At 59.1% G+C, this 21,146-nt stretch carries 16 protein-coding genes; 8 read left to right on the top strand and 8 right to left on the bottom strand.

Features of this window, described 5'->3' with window-relative positions; translation table 11 throughout:
• Positions 1 to 87 precede the first annotated feature (87 nt).
• The gene (locus JFU11_RS13270) at positions 88 to 1,896 is read right to left on the bottom strand and encodes a DAHL domain-containing protein (protein ID WP_201060850.1); all 1,809 of its coding nucleotides are present in this window, start codon (positions 1,894 to 1,896) and stop codon (positions 88 to 90) included.
• A gap of 230 nt (positions 1,897 to 2,126) precedes the next feature.
• Entirely contained in the window at positions 2,127 to 2,690 is a 564-nt protein-coding gene (locus JFU11_RS13265) for a GNAT family N-acetyltransferase (protein WP_123722133.1), read from the bottom strand.
• Positions 2,691 to 2,913: 223 nt separating this feature from the next.
• Here JFU11_RS13265 and JFU11_RS13260 point away from each other — a divergent pair, with 223 nt between their 5' ends.
• Positions 2,914 to 3,834: a universal stress protein gene (locus JFU11_RS13260; protein ID WP_201060849.1), complete on the top strand. Its 921-nt coding sequence runs from the start codon at positions 2,914 to 2,916 to the stop codon at positions 3,832 to 3,834.
• On the opposite strand, the gene JFU11_RS13255 is transcribed toward JFU11_RS13260, so the two are convergent.
• A complete protein-coding gene (locus tag JFU11_RS13255; RefSeq protein ID WP_201060848.1) occupies positions 3,824 to 4,807 on the bottom strand; it encodes a zinc-dependent alcohol dehydrogenase family protein in 984 nt (327 codons plus the stop codon). The two genes, JFU11_RS13260 and JFU11_RS13255, sit on opposite strands and share 11 nt — an antisense overlap.
• Positions 4,808 to 4,841: 34 nt before the next feature.
• Positions 4,842 to 5,588, bottom strand: a complete 747-nt coding sequence (gene fnr, locus JFU11_RS13250) for a fumarate/nitrate reduction transcriptional regulator Fnr (RefSeq protein ID WP_201060847.1) — start codon at positions 5,586 to 5,588, stop codon at positions 4,842 to 4,844.
• Between the two features lie 213 nt (positions 5,589 to 5,801).
• Here fnr and JFU11_RS13245 point away from each other — a divergent pair, with 213 nt between their 5' ends.
• A complete protein-coding gene (locus JFU11_RS13245) occupies positions 5,802 to 8,183 on the top strand; it encodes a phosphoketolase family protein (protein WP_201060846.1) in 2,382 nt (793 codons plus the stop codon).
• 6 nt (positions 8,184 to 8,189) lie between these two features.
• Here the strand turns inward: JFU11_RS13245 and ftsH are convergent, their stop codons facing one another.
• Positions 8,190 to 10,016 carry an ATP-dependent zinc metalloprotease FtsH gene (gene ftsH, locus JFU11_RS13240; RefSeq protein ID WP_201060845.1) on the bottom strand — a complete coding sequence of 609 codons (1,827 nt, stop codon included), beginning with the start codon at positions 10,014 to 10,016 and terminating at the stop codon, positions 8,190 to 8,192.
• Between the two features lie 389 nt (positions 10,017 to 10,405).
• Between ftsH and JFU11_RS13235 the strand changes: the two genes are divergently transcribed.
• On the top strand, positions 10,406 to 10,903 hold the full coding sequence (locus JFU11_RS13235; protein WP_201060844.1) for a BCAM0308 family protein: 498 nt from the start codon (positions 10,406 to 10,408) through the stop codon (positions 10,901 to 10,903).
• A 14-nt stretch (positions 10,904 to 10,917) separates the two neighbouring features.
• Here the strand turns inward: JFU11_RS13235 and JFU11_RS13230 are convergent, their stop codons facing one another.
• The gene (locus tag JFU11_RS13230) at positions 10,918 to 11,484 is read right to left on the bottom strand and encodes a phosphoribosyltransferase family protein (protein ID WP_201060843.1); all 567 of its coding nucleotides are present in this window, start codon (positions 11,482 to 11,484) and stop codon (positions 10,918 to 10,920) included.
• A gap of 244 nt (positions 11,485 to 11,728) precedes the next feature.
• Here JFU11_RS13230 and JFU11_RS13225 point away from each other — a divergent pair, with 244 nt between their 5' ends.
• Together JFU11_RS13225 and JFU11_RS13220 are read left to right on the top strand one after the other, a co-directional pair.
• Positions 11,729 to 12,436, top strand: a complete 708-nt coding sequence (locus JFU11_RS13225; protein ID WP_201121306.1) for a phosphoribosyltransferase — start codon at positions 11,729 to 11,731, stop codon at positions 12,434 to 12,436.
• Positions 12,429 to 13,106 (top strand): alpha/beta family hydrolase, encoded by a 678-nt coding sequence (locus JFU11_RS13220; RefSeq protein ID WP_201121305.1) that lies wholly within the window; start codon positions 12,429 to 12,431, stop codon positions 13,104 to 13,106. Before JFU11_RS13225 ends, JFU11_RS13220 begins: the two co-directional genes overlap by 8 nt.
• 6 nt (positions 13,107 to 13,112) lie before the next feature.
• Here JFU11_RS13220 and JFU11_RS13215 read toward each other — a convergent pair whose 3' ends face one another.
• Positions 13,113 to 13,298: a hypothetical protein gene (locus JFU11_RS13215; RefSeq protein ID WP_123722140.1), complete on the bottom strand. Its 186-nt coding sequence runs from the start codon at positions 13,296 to 13,298 to the stop codon at positions 13,113 to 13,115.
• 563 nt (positions 13,299 to 13,861) lie between these two features.
• On the opposite strand from JFU11_RS13215, the gene JFU11_RS13210 reads away from it, so the two are divergent.
• On the top strand, positions 13,862 to 16,141 hold the full coding sequence (locus JFU11_RS13210) for a heavy metal translocating P-type ATPase (RefSeq protein ID WP_201060842.1): 2,280 nt from the start codon (positions 13,862 to 13,864) through the stop codon (positions 16,139 to 16,141).
• 44 nt (positions 16,142 to 16,185) lie between these two features.
• Here the strand turns inward: JFU11_RS13210 and JFU11_RS13205 are convergent, their stop codons facing one another.
• A complete protein-coding gene (locus tag JFU11_RS13205) occupies positions 16,186 to 16,611 on the bottom strand; it encodes a potassium channel family protein (RefSeq protein WP_201060841.1) in 426 nt (141 codons plus the stop codon).
• Between the two features lie 255 nt (positions 16,612 to 16,866).
• On the opposite strand from JFU11_RS13205, the gene JFU11_RS13200 reads away from it, so the two are divergent.
• Together JFU11_RS13200 and JFU11_RS13195 are read left to right on the top strand one after the other, a co-directional pair.
• Positions 16,867 to 18,255 (top strand): MBL fold metallo-hydrolase, encoded by a 1,389-nt coding sequence (locus JFU11_RS13200; protein ID WP_201087412.1) that lies wholly within the window; start codon positions 16,867 to 16,869, stop codon positions 18,253 to 18,255.
• Positions 18,256 to 18,301: 46 nt separating this feature from the next.
• On the top strand, positions 18,302 to 21,142 hold the full coding sequence (locus tag JFU11_RS13195; RefSeq protein ID WP_201060839.1) for a cation-translocating P-type ATPase: 2,841 nt from the start codon (positions 18,302 to 18,304) through the stop codon (positions 21,140 to 21,142).
• The last annotated feature ends 4 nt before the right edge of the window (positions 21,143 to 21,146 follow it).

The raw sequence follows: 21,146 nt of genomic DNA, 5'->3' as shown, positions 1-21,146 counted from the left end.
CACCGCATGCAATGGTTTTACGACTGCTACGCAGCCGAACGGGGCAAGCCCCCTCGCCACACAAGCCCGCTCCCACAGGTTCTGCGCTTAACTGACTGACATTCCAGCGGTCGGCAATACGTCAGCAGTCTCCAACGGAATCTCCAGGGTGAAAATCGCGCCATGACCTGGTCCATCGCTGTGGACGCGAAGATGCCCGTTCATCTCTACCGCCGCGAGCGCGCAGCTGTGCAGGCCAAAACCATGACCTTCCTTTCGCGTGGTGAAGCCGTGATTAAAGATGCGGGTCATGTTCTCGGCAGCGATCCCTTCGCCCTGATCCTCCACGCTGAGGCGCAGCGTTGCGTTATCGATAATCTTGACGCCCAGCGTCATATGGCGCTGACGGTCGCTGACCTTGGACATTGCATATTTGGCATTGCTGATCAGGTTGATCAGGATCAACAGCAGGCGGTGTTTGTCGCCGATGATTGTCGGTGTGTCCTGGTAGTCCTTGGTGACGACGACATGGTGCCGACTCAAGGCGCCGGAATTCATGCGCAACGCATCCTCGAACAGATCGACGACGTTCAACGGCTCGACCAGCCTGGCCGCGCCGGCATAGGCCTGTTGAGTGGCAACGATGTCCTTGATGTGATCGATGCTTTTGGTGAGTTGTGACAGTTCGTCAACGATGCTCGATTGCTCGGCCGCGATAGAGTCGACCAATTGATTGAGGTAAAGGGGAAGCAATTTGCCCTTTTCATCAAGCGTGATGAACTGCCCCAGGTCTTCGGCATGCTCGTTCATCATTTTCACCGCTTTACCCAGGCCAAGGGTTTTGCTGGCCGCCAATTTGCGGGTAATCAAGTCTGCCGAGACGTTAACGCTGTTCAGCACATTGCCGACATTGTGCAGCACATTGGTCGCGATCTCCGCCATGCCGGCCATCCGTGCAGCTTCGACCAGTTCGCGCTCGGCCTCCAGCAGTTCGCGGGTGCGTTCTTCTACGCGTTGTTCCAGCCGTTCGTTTGCCGTTTGCAACTCATTGTTCATCTTGTTGATCAAGGCATAGCTGCGAATCAGGCGGGCGGCCAGGTACAACAACAGCAGTGCCATGATGCCGGCGCATATTCCGAGATAAAGGTGATATTGGCGGTATGTCGCACCGGCGCGCCGTTGTGTCTCGTTCAATAACTCGTTGATGCTGTCCAGTTGCTGTGCGACTGGAATTACACTGATTCGATCAAGCAGGTCATTGACGATGGGCTGCTCTTGAACGATGGCGTTTATATGCTCGACAAATGCAATAAAAGGCTGGCGCCGTTCAGGTGGCAATTGATCAATGTATTCGCTGAGTTCGTTCAGTTGATGGGCGATCTCTTCAGCTTTGTCACGGGATACATAGAGGGCGTATTCAAGGGTTGCCAGCGTGAGATCGAATACGTTTGAGGCGGCGGTTAAATCCTGGTCATTGTTATTTTCCAGCAATGCCTGAATGTCATCTTCCTGTTCAGGCAGGGCATCCAGTGAAGTTCGCAATACTGTGTTGTGTTGTTTGAATTGCTCAACCAATCGGGTTTTGTTTTCCACTGCCTCCAGATAACCCTGTCGACGAGATTGCCAAAGGATCGAAAGCGGGCCGGCAGCGTTGAGGTCGTCGAGCTGCTGCCAGCGTTGCTCTGCTTCAGGATGCGCCACCAGAAGCAAATTGTTGTTCATGCCGATTTTTGCTCTCAGAACCTTCATGTTCCAGTTGGCATCGAACTGCTTGAGTTGGCGAACGAAGTCGCGCGACTCGAAGTAGGTCGACGTGTCGTACGAGAAGGATTTGATCAGCAAAAATATCAGTACGCTGAAAAGGGTCAGCGCAATGGCGCCCAAGGCAGTCCATTTGTAATGATTGGAGAGCTTCATTGCGGCATTCCTCCCAGGGCCATCCTGAGAGAGAGATGCTGCCAACGGTTAATGAGTTCCATTTTTGCGCTCCCTGCAAAATGGCGATAATCACCACATTATCCGTAAGCCTAGCGTTGTTGGCGGACACTGCTGAAAAAAACACCGAACGGCGGGTCGGCATTCATTGTTACAGCCCTGAGTGTTGAAACGTCCCTCGGCGGATCCAATGACGCCGAGGGACGTTTTTTTTACAGATAGAGGCTGTGAATGACCTGACGACTGTCATCGGGATCGTGACGGGTCTCAAAACCCAAGGCTTTGGCCAGATCACGCATGGGCGCATTGCTGGCGGCGTCGATGGAATACATCTGACGAAAACCATTCTTGCGCGCGGCCTTGATCAAGTGCTCCATCAGCGCCGTGCCCAGGCCCAGATGCTGGTATTCATCGGCAACCGTCACGGCACATTCACACTCGTTGTCGGCGGTGGCGGCATAGCGGCTGACACCGATTTCAATCAGTTTGCCGTTGTCATGGATCAGGGCGATGTAGGCCAACCGCTTCTTGCCGTCGACATCCATCAATTGGTCGAGCATGGCCGTACCGGGCTCATTGACTTGCGCCAGAAAGCGCATGTGCCGCGACTCCGGGGACAGGTGCTTGATAAAAGCATATTCACGCTCGCGGTCTTTTTCTGTCAGCGGCCGGATCAGCACATGGCGCCCGTCCCTGAGCGCTTCAATCCAGTACTGTCCGGTGACGGTAGCGTAGAGGGCAGCGGCTCGGTCATTGTGGTCTTTAACAGTGAGCATGGTGCAATTCTCCATCCGGGTTGAAAGGCTCGCGCGTCGCAACGAACCACGCGGTTCATTTCTTTTTACGCCGCTGGTGGCACCTGAATCTGATCTGGATCAGACACTCGTGACAGGCAGGCTCAGACGCTCGCATCTGATGTAAATCAACCGGGGTAGAGGGCAACGAGCGCACTCTGGAAACATGCCGGCGCTTTGGACCGGCACCGAATCGAGGTGTGTGATGGGTCAATATCAACGTGTGTTGCTGATCGCCGACCGAACCCTGTACCAATCCCCGGCCTTGCAGCGCGCCGTCGCCCTCGCCAAGGCCAGCGGGGCGGTGCTGGATGTGCGGGCGTTTATCGAGCCGGCCCCGATCATCCATTTATGGGAGGAAAAAACCGATGAGGCGGAGTACCAGCGCTATCTGCGCCGCTATCGCCGCTGGATGGTGGAAGAAATCCAGCGCCTCAGCGGTGAGGGATTGAACGTGAGCGTGGAAGTGGTTTTTACCACTCATCCATTGCTGGACATTTTGAGGTGCGTCGAAGAGCTCAAGCCCGACCTGCTGATCAAGGACGTCACAATGGAGCCGCTGCTCAAACGCGTGTTCATCACCCCTCTGGATTGTCACCTGCTGCGCGAATGCACGGTGCCGGTGCATTTGGTCAACCAGGCCCGTTACGGTTTGCCGCACCGGATCGTGGCGGCAGTGGACCCGTTCGACCCCTCGACGCAAATCAGTGACCTCAACGACACCATCATTCAATCGGCGAATGCACTGGCGCTGATATGCGATGCACCGCTGCATCTGCTGTACGCGTATGACTTGTCACCGGCCTTCAATGGCGATGCTGCCCTGGTCAGCGGCGGGTGGAATGTGGATTTCATGGAGGAGCTGCGGCAATCCCTGCACCAGGCATTTGTCGCTCTGGCTGAGCGCTATGGCGTGCCGCCGGAGCGTCGGCATTTCATCATGGGCCTGCCGGCGCCGGTGCTGAGTGAGTTTGTCGAGGAGTATCTGGTCGATGTCGTTGTAATGGGCACGGTGCACCGGGTGGGGTTCGACCGATTGATCGGCAGCAACACGGAACGGGCACTGTATTCGGTGCCGGGCAGTATTCTGGCGGTCAAGCAGCCGGGGTCGCTCGTCAGGGGATGAGCACGATCGCGCCTTTGACCTGACCGGCTCGCAGGCTTGCCAATGCCTGGTTGGCATCGTCCAGGGCGAAACAGGTGACGTCGCTGTGCACGGGCGTATGGCGCAGCTCTGCAAAAAACGCGGTGCCGTCTTCGCGGGTCAGGTTCGCCACCGAACGGATGCTGCGCTCGCCCCACAGCAGTCGATAAGGGAAGCCGGGGATGTCGCTCATGTGGATGCCCGCGCAAATCACACAGCCGCCCTTGACGGTGGCTTCCAGCGCCAACGGCACTAGCGCACCGACGGGGGCGAAGATCAGGCTGGCGTCGAGCGGGTGCGGCGGCGGTTGATCCGAGGGGCCTGCCCATTCGGCGCCCAGGGTTCGGGCATAGGCTTGGCCCTCGCTGTCGCCCGGTCGGGTGAAGGCATACACCTGCTGGCCCCGGCCCCGCGCCACCTGAATCGCCAGATGCGCCGCCGCACCGAAGCCATAAAGACCCAGATGACGCGCCCCTTTGGCCATTTGCAATGCGCGAAAACCGATCAGCCCGGCACACAGCAGCGGCGCGGCTTCAGTGGCCGAGAGCGCATCCGGAATGGGGAAACAGAAATGAGCGTCGGCAACGGTGTAGTCGGCATAACCGCCGTCCAGATGGCAGCCGGTGAACTGGGCGCGATCACAGAGGTTCTCCCGGCCCGAGCGGCAGAATGTGCACTCACCGCACGTCCAGCCGAGCCAGGGAACGCCGACGCGCTTGCCGACCCAATCGGGCGCTACGTCGGCACCTACTGCCGTCACTTCACCGACGATTTCATGGCCCGGCACCCGCGGCAGCACCGCTTGCGGTAGTTCACCGTCCACCAGATGCAGGTCGGTGCGGCACACGCCACAGGCCAGGATTTTGATTAACAGTTGGTGTGCGTCGGGTGTCGGGATAGCACGCTCCTCCCGTTGCAGCGGCTGACCGGGGGCATGCAGAACCATGGCGCGCATGACGATTCTCCAAAAGCCGATGCGCCGTGTGGCGTCAGGGGGGCGACTGCCGGTGACAGCCGGCGACCAGTTGCTTGAGCCCCTCCAGATCCAGGACTTTGACGTTACGCCCGGAAATCTCGACCAACCCCTGATCCCGCAGATGAGCGATGCCCCGGCAGATGGTTTCCAGGCGCAGGCCCAGATACGAGCCGATCTCTTCACGGCGCATTTTCAGCACAAAGTCTCTGGACGAATACCCGCGAATGCTCAGCCGTTGCGACAGGTTCAGCAGGAAGGCCGCCAGGCGCTCATCGGAGTTCATGTTGCCCATCATCATGAGCATGCTGTGATCACGCACGATCTCCCGGCTCAGGAGCTTGTTCATGTTGTGTTGCAGTGAGGGCAACTCCTGGGCGAGTTTCTCCAGTTGTGCGTAGTGCAGGGGGCAGACTTCGCTGTCTTCCAGGGCAAAGGCGCTGCAGGCGTGCCGGTCGTCGCTGATGGCGTCCAGACCGAGCATCTCGCCGGGTATCTGAAAACCGGTCACCTGCTCGCGGCCGTCGACCGACAGCATGCTGGTCTTGAATGAACCGATGCGTACCGCATACAGCGAGCGCAACGGATCACCGGCCCGGTACAGGGCGGCGCCTTTTTTAACCTTTACCCGCTGAACGATCAGGGTATCCAGCCGCTCGACCTCTGGGCCGGTCAAGCCGATCGGCAGGCATAACTCCAGAACACTGCAGTTGGAGCACGCGGCTTTCAGATAATGATGCTGGTATGGACGTGTTTCGGGCATCGCTTGTAGCCCCCTGATAGTGGGGTAAAGGATAGATCGGATCGCAGTTTCAATCGGACGTTTATGGGGGCAATCGACGAGCGGGAAAGCCTCGTCCCTGGAGCCCCGGTGACGGGCCGGCGCAGGACTTGATGTAAATCAAGTCTTGCGCGTTGCAGACTCCCAGAATTGGCGCATGTTTATCGGTATACCGAGCCCCTTGCGGAGAACTTCATGAGCGATTTTTTGAGTGCCGAGCAACTGGAAGGGCTGGATGCCTACTGGCGGGCGTCCAATTACCTGGCGGTCGGGCAGATCTACCTCAAGGACAACCCGCTGATGAAGGCGCCGCTGACGCTGGCGCATGTAAAACCACGATTACTGGGGCACTGGGGCACGACGCCGGGGTTGAACCTGATCTATACGCACCTCAACCGCCTGATCACGACCCACGACCTGAACATGATTTTCATTGCCGGCCCCGGGCATGGCGGCCCGGCGGTCGTGGCCCAGACCTACATGGAAGGGACGTACACCGAGTTCAACCCGTCGGTGGGGTGCAACACCAACGGTCTGACCCGACTGTTCCGGCAGTTTTCCTGGCCCTACGGCATTTCCAGCCATGTTTCGGCGCAGATACCGGGGTCGATCCATGAAGGGGGCGAGCTGGGCTATAGCCTGGCCCACGCTTACGGCGCCGCGTTCGATAATCCGGACCTGATGGTCGCGTGTGTGATTGGCGACGGCGAGGCCGAAACCGGGACGTTGGCGGCCAGTTGGCACTCCAACAAATTCCTCAACCCGGCGCGCGACGGGGCGGTACTGCCGATTCTGCATCTGAACGGGTACAAAATCGCCAACCCGACCGTACTTTCCAGCATCAGCGAGGAGGAGTTGTCGGCCTTGATGTATGGCTATGGTTACGATCCGTATTTCGTCGAAGGCGATGACCCGACAGAGGTTCATCAAGCGCTGGCCAGGACGCTGGACACCATGGTGCAGGAGATCCGTGAAATTCAGCGGATCGCGCGCCAACGCCCGCAAACCCGGACACCGGAACGGCCCTTGTGGCCGATGCTGGTATTGCGCACGCCCAAGGGCTGGACGGGGCCGAAATTCGTCGATGGCCGTCGGGTCGAAGGCACTTGGCGTGCGCATCAGGTCCCCTTGGCCGATTTCCAGCAACCCATGCACTTGCGGCAATTGGAGGAATGGCTCAACAGCTACCGCCCTGACGAATTGTTTGACGCCAATGGCACCTTGCTGCCCGAAATCGCCGCCCTGGCACCGACCGGCCACCGGCGAATGAGCGCCAATCCGCATGCCAACGGGGGGCTGCTGTTACGGGCGCTGGAGCTGCCGCGGTTCACCGACTATGCGGTGAAAATCGAGGTTCCCGGGGGCCTGCGCGCAGAAGCCACCCGGGTGCTGGGGACGTTTTTGCGAGACGTGATGAAAGACAATCTGACGTCGAGCAATTTTCGTCTGTTCGGCCCGGACGAAACCGCCTCGAACCGGCTGGACGCGGTGTATGAAGTCAGCGCCAAGGCATGGATGGAGCCGCTGGGTCCCGACGATGTCAACCTGGCGGTCGATGGCCGGGTGATGGAGATTCTGAGCGAGCAGGTGTGCGAAGGCTGGCTCGAAGGCTATTTGCTGACGGGCCGGCATGGCTTGTTTTCCTGTTACGAGGCGTTCATCCACATCGTCGATTCAATGTTCAACCAGCATGCCAAGTGGCTGAAAACCGCCGCCGAAGTGCCATGGCGCAGACCCATTGCCTCGCTCAACTATTTGCTCACGTCCCACGTCTGGCGCCAGGACCATAATGGCTTCTCCCACCAAGACCCGGGGTTCATTGATCTGGTGGCGAACAAGACCGCGGACGTGGTCCGGATCTATCTGCCGCCCGACGCCAATTGCCTGTTGTCGGTGGCCGATCATTGCCTCAGAAGCCGCAATTACGTCAACGTGATCGTCGCCGGCAAGCAACCGGAGTGGCAATGGCTGAATATCGATGCGGCGATCCGTCATTGCCAGGTCGGTATCGGACGGTGGGACTGGGCTTGCCAGGATGATAGCGATCCGGACGTGGTGATGGCCTGTGCCGGCGACGTTCCGACCCTGGAAACCCTGGCCGCGGTCACCTTGCTGCGCGAGTACGTGCCGGATTTGCGGGTAAGAGTGATCAATGTCGTCGATTTGATGGTCCTGCAACCGTCATACCACCATCCCCATGGTTTGCCGGACAGTGCATTCGATGAACTGTTCACCGTCGACCGGCCCGTGATTTTCGCCTTCCACGGCTATCCCGCGCTGATCCACCGACTGCTGTACAAACGCACCAATCATGAAAACTTCCACGTTCGCGGCTTCAAGGACGAGGGGGCGACCACCACACCGTTCGACATGGCGGTGCTCAATAACCTGGATCGCTATCAGCTGGCGCTGGATGTCATCGAGCGGGTGCCCCGGCTGCACGATCAGCTCCAGACCGCCCGGGCGCGTTACTGGGCGACGATGGAGAAACACAAGCTTTACCTCATCGAACACGGGCAAGACATGCCCGAAGTGATGCAGTGGCAATGGACACCGGCGCCAGATAACCGGGCTTGATGGGCATTACAATTTTGGTAATGCCGGGGCTGGCTTTAGCGGCATCAGCGGCGGGAATTCCTCGGGCGTGAGGGTTTCCTTTTCCAGCAACAGGCGGGCGCCCTCATCCAGGTCGGCCCGGCGACTCTCCAGCAAAGCCTTGGCCCGTTGGTAGGCTTCATCGAGCAGGGCGCGGATACCCAGGTCGATTTCCCGGGCGGTCTGTTCCGAATAATCCTTCTCGCCCACCGTGGCCATGCGGTCTCCCAGGTACGTTGCGTTTTGCCGCTCCAGCACCGATTGTCCGAGTTCGGCGCTCATGCCGAACCGGGTGATCAATTGGCGGGCAATATCGGTCGCGCGGCCCAGATCATCGGCGGCTCCGGTGGAGATCTGGCCATAGACAAGGTCCTCGGCGGCGCGCCCGGCCATCAGCACGACAATCCGGTCCTTGAGGGTCTGGCAACTGATCAGGAAGTGATCCTCGGTCGGTCGTTGGAGGGTATAGCCGAGTGAGCCGATGGCGCGGGGCACGATCGACACTTTATGCACCGGATCCATCGCCGGCAGCGTGCTGGCGGCCAACGCATGCCCCATTTCGTGATAGGCCACGACCCGGCGCTCGTCGGGATCGAGCAGGCTGCTCTTGCGTTCGAGCCCCGCGATGAGGCGCTCTACCGCCGCGGTGAAATCGTTCAGGCTGACCGCTTCGGCGCCGCGCCGGGTGGCGACGATGGCCGCTTCGTTAACCAGATTGGCCAAGTCGGCGCCGGTGAAACCGGTGGTGATCTCGGCGATACGCGCGCCATCGAGCCCCGGCTCCACGGTGATTTTCTGCATATGAACCTTGAGGATCGCCTCGCGCCCTTTGCGATCGGGGCGGTCGATCAGAATCTGCCGGTCGAAGCGCCCGGCCCGCAACAGCGCCGGGTCGAGGACCTCCGGCCGGTTGGTCGCGGCCAGCAACACAACGCCCTCACGGGGATCGAAGCCGTCCAGTTCGGCCAGCAACTGGTTGAGGGTCTGTTCTTTTTCGTCATTACCGCCCAGCGTACCGACGCCGCGCATCTTGCCCAGCGCGTCGAGTTCATCGATGAAGATGATGCAGGGCGCCGCTTGCCGTGCCTGTTCGAACAGGTCGCGTACCCGGGCCGCACCGACCCCGACGAACATCTCGACGAACTCGGACCCCGAGATCGAGAAAAACGGTACACCGGCTTCACCGGCGATGGCTTTCGCCACCAGCGTCTTGCCGGTGCCGGGCGGGCCGACCAGCAAGGTGCCCTTGGGAATGTGCGCGCCCAGGCGTGCGTATCGCTCCTTGTTCTTGAGAAACGAGACGATTTCCACTAGCTCGGCCTTGGCTTCATCGATGCCGGCGACATCGGCGAAGGTCACGCCGGTATCGCGTTCGACAAACACCTTGGCCCGGGATTTACCGACATTCATCAGCCCGCCAAGGCCCTGTTTATCCGCCATCCCGCGAAACAGGAAATGCCAGAACACCATGATCATGATGAACGGCAACAACCAGCCCAGCAGGCTGTTCATAAAGGTATTTTCGGTGGTTCCGGTAAAACCGACGCCCGATTGAGAGAGTTCGGTCGCCAGTGCCGGATCGACCCGCACCGTGGAAAACCGCTCGCGTCCGTCGATGGGCTCTTGCAACTTGCCGCTGATCTGGTCCTTCTCGACCCGCAAATCACTGACTTTTTGCTCGCTCAACAGTTGCAGAAATTGGCTATACGGGAGGGGCTGCACGGCCTGGCGCTCACCAAAGAATATCTGCATGAGGCTCAGCACGATAAAAGCGATCGCGAAGTAGGACAGGTTCCACTGGTCGTTCTTTTTCATGGCCTTGGCTCAGAGTGGGAACGCAGGGTCGTTTACAACGGGCCACGACCACGCGGTCAGGGGTGTTCCACGCCCAGGGGACGAAAAGTCATTGGATGACGGCTTCCCTTTTCCGCAGGCCAGCGGCCGACCCCTTTAATAAAGATAGCCTGCTTCAGCTTCTCCCTCGCGGGTGAAGCGCTGCGCCATGCGGACTCTGCCAATAGCGGGGTGACCGACTGTCGGTTGTTGGCCCGAATTGATAATTATCAACCTGTGCAGCAAGGAATTGGGTCCAAATTAAGTCTTGAAGTTCACGGTGTTTTCAATGCGCGCCGCCGCAAGGGGGGCGATTTGAAAACACGGCTTCGCGTGGGATTTTTATCCAAGTCATTTGTGAGGAAAAGACCATGGACAAGTATCAGCAGAGTCAAAAAAACAAGCTGTTCAAAACCTCGGCGCATGATCCGTATTGTTTGCCGCGAGTCGAAGGTTCTGCCATCTGCTCGGAGTGTGGAGCCGCTTATCAAGCGGGTAACTGGACCTGGAAGATTCCTGAAAACACGGTGATTCATGACGCGCAATCGATGATCTGCCCTGCCTGTCGGCGTACCAATGACAACAGGCCTGCCGGTACGCTGACGCTATCGGGCAGCTTCTTGCTCGAGCATCTGAATGAAATCGTCAACCTGATCAAAAATACCGAGGAACAGGAAAAAGCGGAACATGCCCTGGAGCGCCTCATCAGCCTGACCGATTCAGAGGATGCGCTGATTGTGACCACCACCGGTATCCATCTGGCGAACCGCCTGGGTCATGCCCTTGAAGCGGCGTTCAAAGGACACTCCGATTATCAGTACAACGATGATGAGTACGGGTTGAGCGTCAGCTGGACGCGTGACGAATAGAACCAGGCAGCGAGTCAGCGGGCGGCGCCATGACGCAGCACTTCAATGCAAAACTCTATTTCGTAGGGGGGCACGTTGCATTCCACGATGTCATGGGCGGCCACTTGCAGGTGCACGCCGACAATATCGGCATGGATCGGCTGCTGGCAGACATGCCGGTCGACCAGGACTGCCGTGTAGACCCGACGAGCACCGAGTTGCGCCAGATACGCGCAGGTGCGCAGAAGTGAATGGCCTTCAAACAGCACATCATCGACAACCAGCAGGGTGGTATTGGCAAGGTCCAGCGTGTTGAGAAGCGGGTTCTCGGTCAGTGCCGTGTGTGCATGCAGCACCTTGAGGTCATCGGCATAGCGCTTGACCTTCAACGGGTAGAGAGGCAGTTCTGGCTGGCCGGTCTGATGTGACAGATGTTGTTGTAAACGCTGTGCCAGAGGCTCACCACGGCGCTGGATGCCAATCAGTGCCGCTTGAGCGGGCGGCAACAGGGTTGCGGCCTGGCGCGCCATCGCCTGCAGCACCGAATCAAGTTCATCGCTGTCGTACAAGCGCAACCGCTGACTCGCAGGCAGGTCAGGCATGGCAGTCTCCCGTCGAGAGCCGATAGGTGAATCATAGCGTAAGGGTTGTGGGGGGCATGCGCCGGGGAGGACCAGTGGACAGCCTTGCGTGGGGACTTGATATAAATCAACAACAAGGAGACTTCAGGAGCGGAATCTAAACCAAGGATGATGCTTGATTCAGTGAGGACGTAACGGCTGCCCACGGAGAAGTCAGGGCGGTGTGATACGCACCGACAGGCGTAATCGTCCGGGGAGGTTTCAAGTGATTCAGGGTTCCTCATCGCAAACCATCTTGCGTGATCGGGTTGATGCCGGTCGAAGACTGGTAGAACCGTTGCTCAAATACGCTCATCGCCCCGATGTCATCGTTCTCGCCTTACCCCGTGGCGGCGTTCCTGTGGCCTATGAAGTGGCCACGGCGCTGGAGGTTCGCCTCGACCTGATGCTGGTGCGCAAGCTGGGGGTGCCATTCCATGAGGAGTTCGCCATGGGCGCCATTGCCAGTGGCGGCATACAAATCGTCAATGACGATGCGCTGCGGGCGAACCGTATCAATCAACGCACACTCGATAACGTGGTTGCACGAGAAACGCAGGAGCTGTTGCGTCGCGAGCGTGCATACCGTGGGACACGCGCGCCGGTGCAACTCAAGGGTCAGGTGGTGATTCTGGTCGACGACGGCCTGGCGACCGGCGCCTCGATGATGGCGGCGATACGCGCGGTGCGCCTGCAATCACCGTCCCGCATCGTCGTTGCGGTGCCGGTGGCACCGCTGGATACGCTTGAAGCCCTGTATAGCGAAGTCGATGAGGTGATCTGCCCGCTCATTCCTGAGTGGATGATGTCGATCGGTTATTGGTACATGAACTTTTCCCAGACCTCGGACGATGAAGTCATCGATCTGTTGCAACGGGCCTGGCGCAGAGAATCCGGCGAGAGTGTTCCCGGTCAGGAGAGTTCAAATGATTGAGGCTCGCTATCGAAAGCTGGACCTGGGGGACGTGGCGCTGTCTGCCGACTTGCGTCTGCCCAAGAACGCTGTCGGCCTGGTGGTCTTCGTCCATGGCAGCGGCAGCAGTCGTTCAAGCCCGCGTAATCAACAAGTTGCCGAGTCGCTGGCCCGGCGAGGGCTGGGCACATTACTGTTCGATCTGCTCACGGAACCGGAGCAACGCCTGGACAATCAGACCCGGAAATTGCGTTTCGACATCGAGCTGCTTTGCAGGCGACTGGTGAAGGTGATCGACTGGATTGGCCAGGATGCCGAACTGCAACAGCTTCGGATCGGATTGTTCGGCGCCAGCACCGGTGCCGCTGCGGCGCTAATGGCAGCGGCCGAGCGTGCGGACGTGGTGCTTGCCGTGGTGAGCCGAGGAGGGCGGACCGACCTGGCAGGGGCGGCGCTGGCCTGCGTGAAGGCATCGACCCTGCAGATTGTCGGTGAGCACGATCCGGTGGTGCTCAATCTTAATGTGCAAAGCAGTCATGCCCTGCACTGTGAGAAACGTCTGGAAGTCGTGCCGGGCGCTACGCATCTTTTTGAAGAAATGGGCGCACTTGAAGCAGTCGCCAGACTGGCTGGAGACTGGTTCGAGCGGTATTTGCACGGTAGTCGTCCAACGTCGACCACCACCGTCTGATGCTGGTCATACGCCAAATGGAAAGGTTTCGTCTTCCGGTTCCAATGTCTGGCTTTTTGGCAAGGGCAAGGCCGTCACCGGTGTCGTCTGTTCAATCCAGACCATGGCGTCGAATTGTTCCGCCGCCTGGACGACCCGGGCGTTTTGCGTTGCATTGAAGAACGCCTCATCGTCCTGGATAAGCCCGGCCAACTATTCGGCCAGCATGTCATTGAGCGCAAGAGCGGGGCGATGGAGGTCTCGTCAATGTGCGCATGTGCGCCGTAAAGTGTGTTCAGCATGTCTTGGGAAGGTGTGTTCATGAACGTCACCCTACAAAGCCCCCCGTCGGTTTCCCGGCAAGTGGCAGGACTGCCAGGGGATCAGTCGGCTTTGATCGGCGCGACTTTATCCGCTTTCATGGCTTCAGGTACAGATCGGGTGTCGATGGGCGCAGGCCGGTTTTTTCTTCGGTTTTCACGGATACTTTTTTCGCAGAGTCGGTCATTTCATTTCTCCTCTTAGTGAATAGAAGATACGGCGGTGTGAACGCTGACTCTTAATGTCTACGTGAACGGCCAAAGCCTGTTTGATTTAGATCAGAAAGAGCGCAGACAGCAGTGAGGGCTGGCCGCAGCCGTTGCGCTAACGATAAACACGGCCCCAATTGATGACGCATGGCGAACATGCCGGGCATTCGAGTCCTAAGCTCTATCCATTCATGTCGCATGCTTGCAGCGTTGCATCGCAAGCGCTTTTTGGAGGAACTCACATCGATGCTCGGTAAGTGGCTGGACCCGGCTCTATTGCTGCTCACCACCCTGACCCTGCTGGTCGGGGGCATTGCGCAGGTCGTCGGGAAGTCTGACTGGGCGTCGATTTGCTGGGCCGCAGGCAGTCTGGTGATGGCCCTGGTATTGCTCGTCGAGATTGCCAGGCGTCTGGCCCGGCGCGAGGCCGGTGTAGACCTGATTGCATTGCTGTCGATTGCCGCGGCGTTGTTTTTTGAACAGACGCTGGTGGCGGCGGTGATCGCCTTGATGCTGGCGTCCGGACGCATCCTGGAATTTTTTACCAAGCAACGCGCCGAACGCGAGCTGCGTGCGCTGGTCGACCGGGCGCCACGCTTTGCCTGGCTGCAAGAAAGTGGCGATTTACGGCAGATACCGGTTGAGCAGATCCAGCCGCAGCAGACACTGCTTGTACGCTTGGGCGAGGTGATACCGGTCGATGGCCGTCTACTCAGTCCTACCGCCGTTCTGGACGAGTCGGCGCTTAGTGGTGAGTCATTGCCGGTCACCCGCCGGGCAGGGGAACCACTGCCCAGCGGCGTGACCAATGTCGGTGCGCCCATTCTCCTGACTGCCACCCGAACGGCAGCGCAAAGCACCTATGCCGGGGTGGTGCGCCTGGCCGAAACCGCACGACGCTCGCGCGCGCCTTTCGTGCGTCTGGCCGACCGTTATGCATTGCTCTTCGTGCCTCTGACATTGCTGATTGCCGGGATCGCCTGGCACATGAGCGGAGATTCTTTGCGCGCGCTGGCGGTTTTGGTGGTGGCCACACCTTGCCCTTTGATTCTGGCGGTGCCGATCGCGATCATGTCAGGTATCTCCAGGGCGGCGCGGCGCGGGATCCTGATCAAGGACGGCGTGACCCTGGAAGCGCTGGCCGGGGTCAAGCAGGTGTTTCTCGACAAGACTGGCACGCTGACCAGCGGCCATGCCCGTCTGCAGTCGATTGAAACCAACGGAGCGGTCGATCCGCAGCGCCTGCTTGGCCTGGCCGCTTCGCTGGCGCAGGCCTCGACGCACCCGATCTCCCAGGCCATTGTCGCAGCGGCCTATCAGCGTGGATTGTCGCTCAGCGTGCCGCAGGATGTGGAGGAAAGCCCGGGCGCTGGCCTATGCGGGCGGGTCGATGGTCTGCGGGTGCGTTTCGGCACATTGTCATTTGTTCATAAAGAAACGCCTGTGCCTGGCTGGGCCACAACCATGCTGCGCCACATGGATTATCTGGCGTGCAGTGGCAGTTTCATTGAAGTGGATGGGGCGCTCGCCGGTCTGCTGGTTTTCTCGGACAACCTGCGTCGGGAAACCCCGCTAACCCTGCGTCGACTGCGCAACAGAGGCATCGAGAGAATCGTCATGCTCACGGGCGATCGCCTGGAAACCGCCGAGATGATTGCGCTGTCTGCCGGTATTGACGAGCTGCGTGCCGGATTGACCCCTGAGGATAAAGTGCGTGCGGTCCAGGAAGGTTGCCTGCGCGCCAGCACACTGATGGTGGGCGATGGCATCAACGATGCCCCCGCTCTGGCGGCGGCCAATGTCGGTGTGGCGATGGGGGCCAGCGGTGCCACGGCCTCTGCGCAAGCTGCGGGGGTTGTGCTGCTGGTGGATCGCCTGGATCGTCTGGTCGAGGCGCTGGACATTGCCCGCCGGACCCGTCACATCGCCCGCCAAGGCGTGCTGGTTGGCATGGGAATGTCCTTGCTGGCCATGATTGTGGCGGCCTTCGGTTACCTGCCGCCGCTTATCGGCGCCATTGCGCAGGAAGGCATCGACGTGGTGATCATTATTAATGCCCTGCGTGCATTGATGCCGTCGCGAGGTCTGCGCCAACAGCTTGCCGGGGAGCATATCGATCGCCTGCAGGATGAACACGATCAGCTTTCCACAGTGCGCAGCGACCTGCATCAGATGGCAAATGACTTTGCCCTGCGCCCACTTGAGCAGGCGCAGGCCGACTTGGGCGAACTGGTGAAAAAGCTGCAAGTCTCACTGGTCTGCCATGAACGCGAAGATGAAAAAAACCTGTACCCGCTGCTGACGCGAAGCATGCAGGGTGAGGATCCCTTGTCGGCATTGAGTCATGCCCACCGAGAGATCTTTCGCCTTATCCATTTGCTGGCGCGTATGAGCGCTGACTTCAGTGCCGACCCTGCAACGGCTTGCGCCGATGAGATTCAGCACCAGTTGATTCGTCTGGATACCCTTGTGCAACTGCACTTTGACCAAGAAGAGGAACTGTTCCGTTATCTCGACAGACGCTAATGAAAAGCCGGTTTCAGTCGATCGTGCAAGGGAAGGGCGACGGGTTATCTACGCTTCCAGTACTTCTGCATTTCGATAAACAGAAAGGATGCCGTCCAGGTGATGAGTACCAGACCGGTCAGGGCCTCCAGACCCGTCAGGTACTTGAGGTTGCCCACGGGTGAAATGTCGCCGAAACCGATTGTCGTGTACGTGGTGAATGAAAAGTACACGCAGTCCATCAATGAGCCATCGAAGTTGCCGATCAGGCTGCCCCATTCGCCGGAGCGCACCATCAGGTAATAGACCAGCGCGAAGCACCAGACCTCTATTGCATGGGCCAGCAGCGCACCGAACACCCCGACGACGATCCTGAAACGGCTCCAGAGTTTAAGCCTCGGCAACCAGTCATTGAGGCGTAACAGGCATTCGTAGTGGATCAACACTGCGACGACCACCACCAGCGTATTGATAAACGTGACCGCGAACATCATGCACCTCCAACCGATCAGTTTTTCTACACTTGAACGACACCAAGACATTGAGCTAAATCAACAAGGCTGCTGTGAGTGCGTCCGGCTATCACTAGCCGGTCATTAGTTGACAAAAATCAGAGCCCCACGGCGATAACCCCAGATACTGTTCTTCACAGCCTGACACTTCCCTGCCGCGATGAACTGAGGGGAAAAACCATGGATAAGCGTTTATCCGTCGGGTATGGCGTTACCTGGTTTGAGGAAATGACGATGCGAATGACATTTCTCGGTGCGGCGGGCACGGTGACTGGCAGCAAGTACCTGCTGGAACATCACGACCACCATGTGTTGATCGATTGCGGTTTATTCCAAGGCTATAAGCAACTGCGTCTGCACAACTGGGACCCTTTCCAGGTACCGGTTCGCGACCTCGACGCCGTCGTGCTGACCCATGCCCATCTGGATCACAGTGGCTATTTACCGGTGTTGGTGCGCAACGGTTATCGCGGGCCGGTGTATGCCACGCCCGCGACCTGTGAACTGGTGAAAATCCTGCTGCGTGACAGTGGCCGCTTGCAGGAAGAGGAGGCCGAATTCGCCAACCGTCATGGCTTCTCCAAACACACCCCGGCGCTGCCGCTTTATACCGAGCAAGACGCCGAGCGGGCGCTGAAACTGTTGCGGCCAGTGGAGTTGCACCACCGGGTCGAGATTGTGCCGGGGATGAGCATCCTGTTGCGCTGCGCCGGACATATATTGGGCGCCGCCACGGTGGAAGTGGTGGCCGATGGCATGACGCTGGTGTGTTCCGGGGATCTGGGGCGGCCGAACGATCCATTGATGTTCGCCCCGGAAATCATCGAGCAGACCGATTACCTGCTGGTGGAGTCGACCTACGGTGACCGACGGCACCCCGTAGAGTCCCCGGAGGAACAACTGGCGCAGGTTATCACCCGCACCGCTTTGCGCCACGGCATCACGCTGGTGCCATCGTTTGCGGTTGGACGTGCGCAATTGCTGATGTATTACCTGTACAGACTTGTCCAGAAGCGGGCGATCCCGGACCTGCCGATCTACCTCAACAGCCCCATGGCCACCGACGTCACGCGCCTGTACCAGCGTTTTCGCAGCGAGCACCGGCTGTCCCCGCAGGAGTGCGAAGGCATGTGCCATGTCGCGCATTTCGTGCGCTCGACCCGAGAGTCTATCGAACTGGACCAGCAACGCACCCCGGCGGTGATCATCGCCGCCAGCGGCATGGCCACCGGTGGGCGCGTACTTCATCACCTCAAGGCACTTGCCCCCAACCCGTTGAATACGCTGCTGGTGCCGGGCTTCCAGGCGGGCGGTACTCGCGGTGCGCAGATCGTCGCCGGTGCTCCATCGGTGCGTATTCACGGCAAAGACGTGCCGATCCGGGCTGAGGTGGTACCAATGGAAACCCTGTCCGCGCATGCCGATGCGGATGAAATCATGCAGTGGTTGCGCGGGTTCAAACGGCCGCCGAAACATACCTATGTGGTGCACGGGGAACCGAATGCCTCGGATGTACTGCGCCGGCGTATCAGTCTGGAACTGGGCTGGTCGGTTTCGGTGCCGGAGTACCGTGACAGTGTTGAATTAACCCCCGTCGATAAGCCCTCAAGCTCATCACTTTGACAATGAATCCCCTTGGCCGGTTTTCCGGCAAAGGGCCGGGGACAAGATGAGCAAGACAGTTGAATCTGCCAGCCACACTATCGCTCGCCCACACCTTGAAGACGTGGGGACGATTGCCCGTGAGCTGGACACTGACATCTGCCTGGGCTTATCCAATGCACAAGCCCAAGCCCGTCTGAACCGAGACGGGCCCAATGAGCTACGGGTTCAACCGGTCAAACCCGCCTGGCATTATCTGCTGGCGCAGTTTCAGGATCCGCTGGTGTATCTGCTGCTCGTCGCAGTGGCCATCACCTTGGCCATTTGGTTCCTGAGCGATAGCCGCGATTGGCCTGTCGATGCGTTGGTCATTACCCTGATTGTGCTGGCTAATGCGTTCCTGGGGTTTTTCCAGGAAACCCGCTCACAGCGAGCTGTTGCGGCGCTGGCCAAACTGACTCAAACCTCTTCTTCCGTCATCCGCGATGGAGCCCTGGCGCGTATCCCCAGCGAGCAACTGGTGATCGGTGATCTGCTGGTGTTGGCCGAGGGCGATTCGGTGGGCGCCGATGCTCGTCTTATTCAGGCCAATGCCTTGCAGGTACTGGAAGCATCGCTGACTGGAGAGAGTGAAGCAGTCTCGAAAAACACAACGTGTTCAAGCGCCGAAGTACCTTTGGCAGAACGCTCCAATATGGTTTTCAAAGGTACGGCCATCGCCCAGGGGACTGGGCTCGGCGTCGTCACTGCCGTCGGGATGGCGACTGAAGTCGGGGCGATCGCTCATCTGCTGGATGTCACGCCCGAAGAGGTGACGCCTCTGCAAAAGGAAGTACGCGCAATAGGGCGGATGCTGGGCATTGCTGTTCTGCTGATCGCTGCGGTTGTCGTTGCGGCGGTACTGATGCTCACGGATGTTCACACGGTCGACGATGTGCTGCGGGTTCTTCTGCTGGGCGTATCTCTGGCGGTAGCCGCAGTGCCGGAGGGACTGCCTGCGGTTCTATCACTGGTGCTCGCATTCGGCATGCTGCGGATGGCCCGTAACAAAGCCATCATCAAGCGACTGTCTTCAGTCGAGACCTTGGGGTCTGCATCGGTCATCTGCACCGACAAGACCGGCACGCTGACCCGTTCCGAAATGACCATCCAGCAGACCATGACGGCATCAGGCAAAGGGGTGGTCAGCGGTGTCGGTTACGCCCCGCAGGGGCAGATTCATCACCAGGACCTGCCCATGATCGGAGGCCCGGTGCACAGCGAAAATGTGCTGTTGTTGCGTGGCGGAAGCCTGGCTGGCAATGCCGCGCTTGCGCAGCAGGAAGATGGCACCTGGGTGATTCAAGGCGATCCGACCGAGGGCGCCTTTCTGGTCGCGGAGCGCAAGCTTGATGCCCCGGCACGCAGCAGGGAACGCTTCGAGCGTGTGGCTGAAATACCCTTTACCTCTGATCGAAAAATGATGTCGGCACTGGTCATCGATCATGAGCGCAACGATGAGCGACTGCTGATCAGCAAGGGCGCGCCGGATGTGCTTCTGCAACATTGCACACAGGTTCAAGTCGGGATGGATGTCGTGCCATTCACCGACGACCTGCGTGCCAAAGCCGTGGCTGATGTGAATGAATTGTCGGGTGCGGCCTTGCGCACGCTTTCCGTGGCGTACCGTCCCTTGTCACCCGAGGAGGATGTCACGGCCGGTCAATCGCTTGAGACAGGGCTTGTGTTCATCGGGACGGTCGGCATCAGTGATCCACCGCGCGAAGAAGTCGCGCCGGCCATTGCCGAGGCCCGTCGGGCAGGCATCCGCATCATTATGATCACTGGCGACCATCCGCGAACGGCTGCCCGCATCGCCGAGGATCTGGGCATCATTCAGGCCGGTGCCGGGGCGTTGACCGGTGCCGACCTGGATAAGCTGGACGATGCGGCCTTGGCCGAGGCGGTCAAATCGACCTCTGTTTATGCCCGCGTGGCGCCCTCGCATAAGCTGAGGATTGTCGATGCGCTTCAGGCGCAAGGGCATGTGGTGGCGATGACCGGTGATGGTGTGAATGATGCACCGGCACTGAAGTCAGCCGATATCGGGATTGCCATGGGCATCACCGGAACGGAGGTGACCAAGCAGGCGGGAAAAATGATTCTGGCTGACGATAACTTCGCGACCATCGTGCTGGCTGTTCGCGAAGGACGGGGGATTCTGGACAATATCCGCAAGTTTCTTCGTTACTTGCTGTCTTCCAATATGGGGGAAGTTCTAACGGTTTTTCTTGCCGTCGTCGGTGCCGGCATCATCGGCCTGGTTGATGAGAAGGGTGGGATCATCCTGCCGCTGCTGGCCACGCAGATTCTGTGGATCAACCTGATCACTGATGCGGCGCCTGCCATCGCGATGGGGCTTGATCCGCACAGTGAGGATGTGATGACACGCAGCCCGCGCAAGCCAACGGATCGAATCATCGACACAAACATGTGGAGCGGCGTGCTCCAGGTCGGTCTGGTGATGGCGTTGGCGAGTTTGCTGGCGGTCGACTGGATGCTGCCCGGTGGCCTGATACCGGGTAATGAATCGCTGGTTCAGGCCCGTACTGCCTGTTTTACGGTGCTTGTATTGGCGCAACTGTTCAATGCACTGAGTGCTCGCTCCGAATCGGCCAGTGCATTCATCGGATTGTTCGCCAACCAGTGGCTCTGGGGTGCAATTGCCCTGGCGATGACCTTGCAGATTACCGTGGTGCACTGGTCACCACTCAATAAGGCTTTCGGCACGAGTGCATTGACGCTGAGCCAGTGGGGGCTTTGTTTTGCAATGGCCAGCACTGTCTTCTGGTTCAGTGAATTGCGCAAACTTGTTTGGCGTTTGAGAAGCCCGTGGCGAGAAAAGGAGCTGTGCCAAAAATTGTCCTGAGCTT

Source organism: Pseudomonas sp. TH37, assembly GCF_016650735.1.
Classification (GTDB): Bacteria; Pseudomonadota; Gammaproteobacteria; order Pseudomonadales; family Pseudomonadaceae; genus Aquipseudomonas; species Aquipseudomonas farris.
This window is presented reverse-complemented; position numbering and strand designations above follow the sequence as displayed.

Coding starts and splice junctions, on each gene's coding strand:
- JFU11_RS13270 (WP_201060850.1), bottom strand. CDS start 1,896: ATGAAGCTCTCCAATCATTACAAATGGACTGCCTTGGGCGCCATTGCG.
- JFU11_RS13265 (WP_123722133.1), bottom strand. CDS start 2,690: ATGCTCACTGTTAAAGACCACAATGACCGAGCCGCTGCCCTCTACGCT.
- JFU11_RS13260 (WP_201060849.1), top strand. CDS start 2,914: ATGGGTCAATATCAACGTGTGTTGCTGATCGCCGACCGAACCCTGTAC.
- JFU11_RS13255 (WP_201060848.1), bottom strand. CDS start 4,807: ATGCGCGCCATGGTTCTGCATGCCCCCGGTCAGCCGCTGCAACGGGAG.
- fnr (WP_201060847.1), bottom strand. CDS start 5,588: ATGCCCGAAACACGTCCATACCAGCATCATTATCTGAAAGCCGCGTGC.
- JFU11_RS13245 (WP_201060846.1), top strand. CDS start 5,802: ATGAGCGATTTTTTGAGTGCCGAGCAACTGGAAGGGCTGGATGCCTAC.
- ftsH (WP_201060845.1), bottom strand. CDS start 10,016: ATGAAAAAGAACGACCAGTGGAACCTGTCCTACTTCGCGATCGCTTTT.
- JFU11_RS13235 (WP_201060844.1), top strand. CDS start 10,406: ATGGACAAGTATCAGCAGAGTCAAAAAAACAAGCTGTTCAAAACCTCG.
- JFU11_RS13230 (WP_201060843.1), bottom strand. CDS start 11,484: ATGCCTGACCTGCCTGCGAGTCAGCGGTTGCGCTTGTACGACAGCGAT.
- JFU11_RS13220 (WP_201121305.1), top strand. CDS start 12,429: ATGATTGAGGCTCGCTATCGAAAGCTGGACCTGGGGGACGTGGCGCTG.
- JFU11_RS13210 (WP_201060842.1), top strand. CDS start 13,862: ATGCTCGGTAAGTGGCTGGACCCGGCTCTATTGCTGCTCACCACCCTG.
- JFU11_RS13205 (WP_201060841.1), bottom strand. CDS start 16,611: ATGTTCGCGGTCACGTTTATCAATACGCTGGTGGTGGTCGTCGCAGTG.
- JFU11_RS13200 (WP_201087412.1), top strand. CDS start 16,867: ATGCGAATGACATTTCTCGGTGCGGCGGGCACGGTGACTGGCAGCAAG.
- JFU11_RS13195 (WP_201060839.1), top strand. CDS start 18,302: ATGAGCAAGACAGTTGAATCTGCCAGCCACACTATCGCTCGCCCACAC.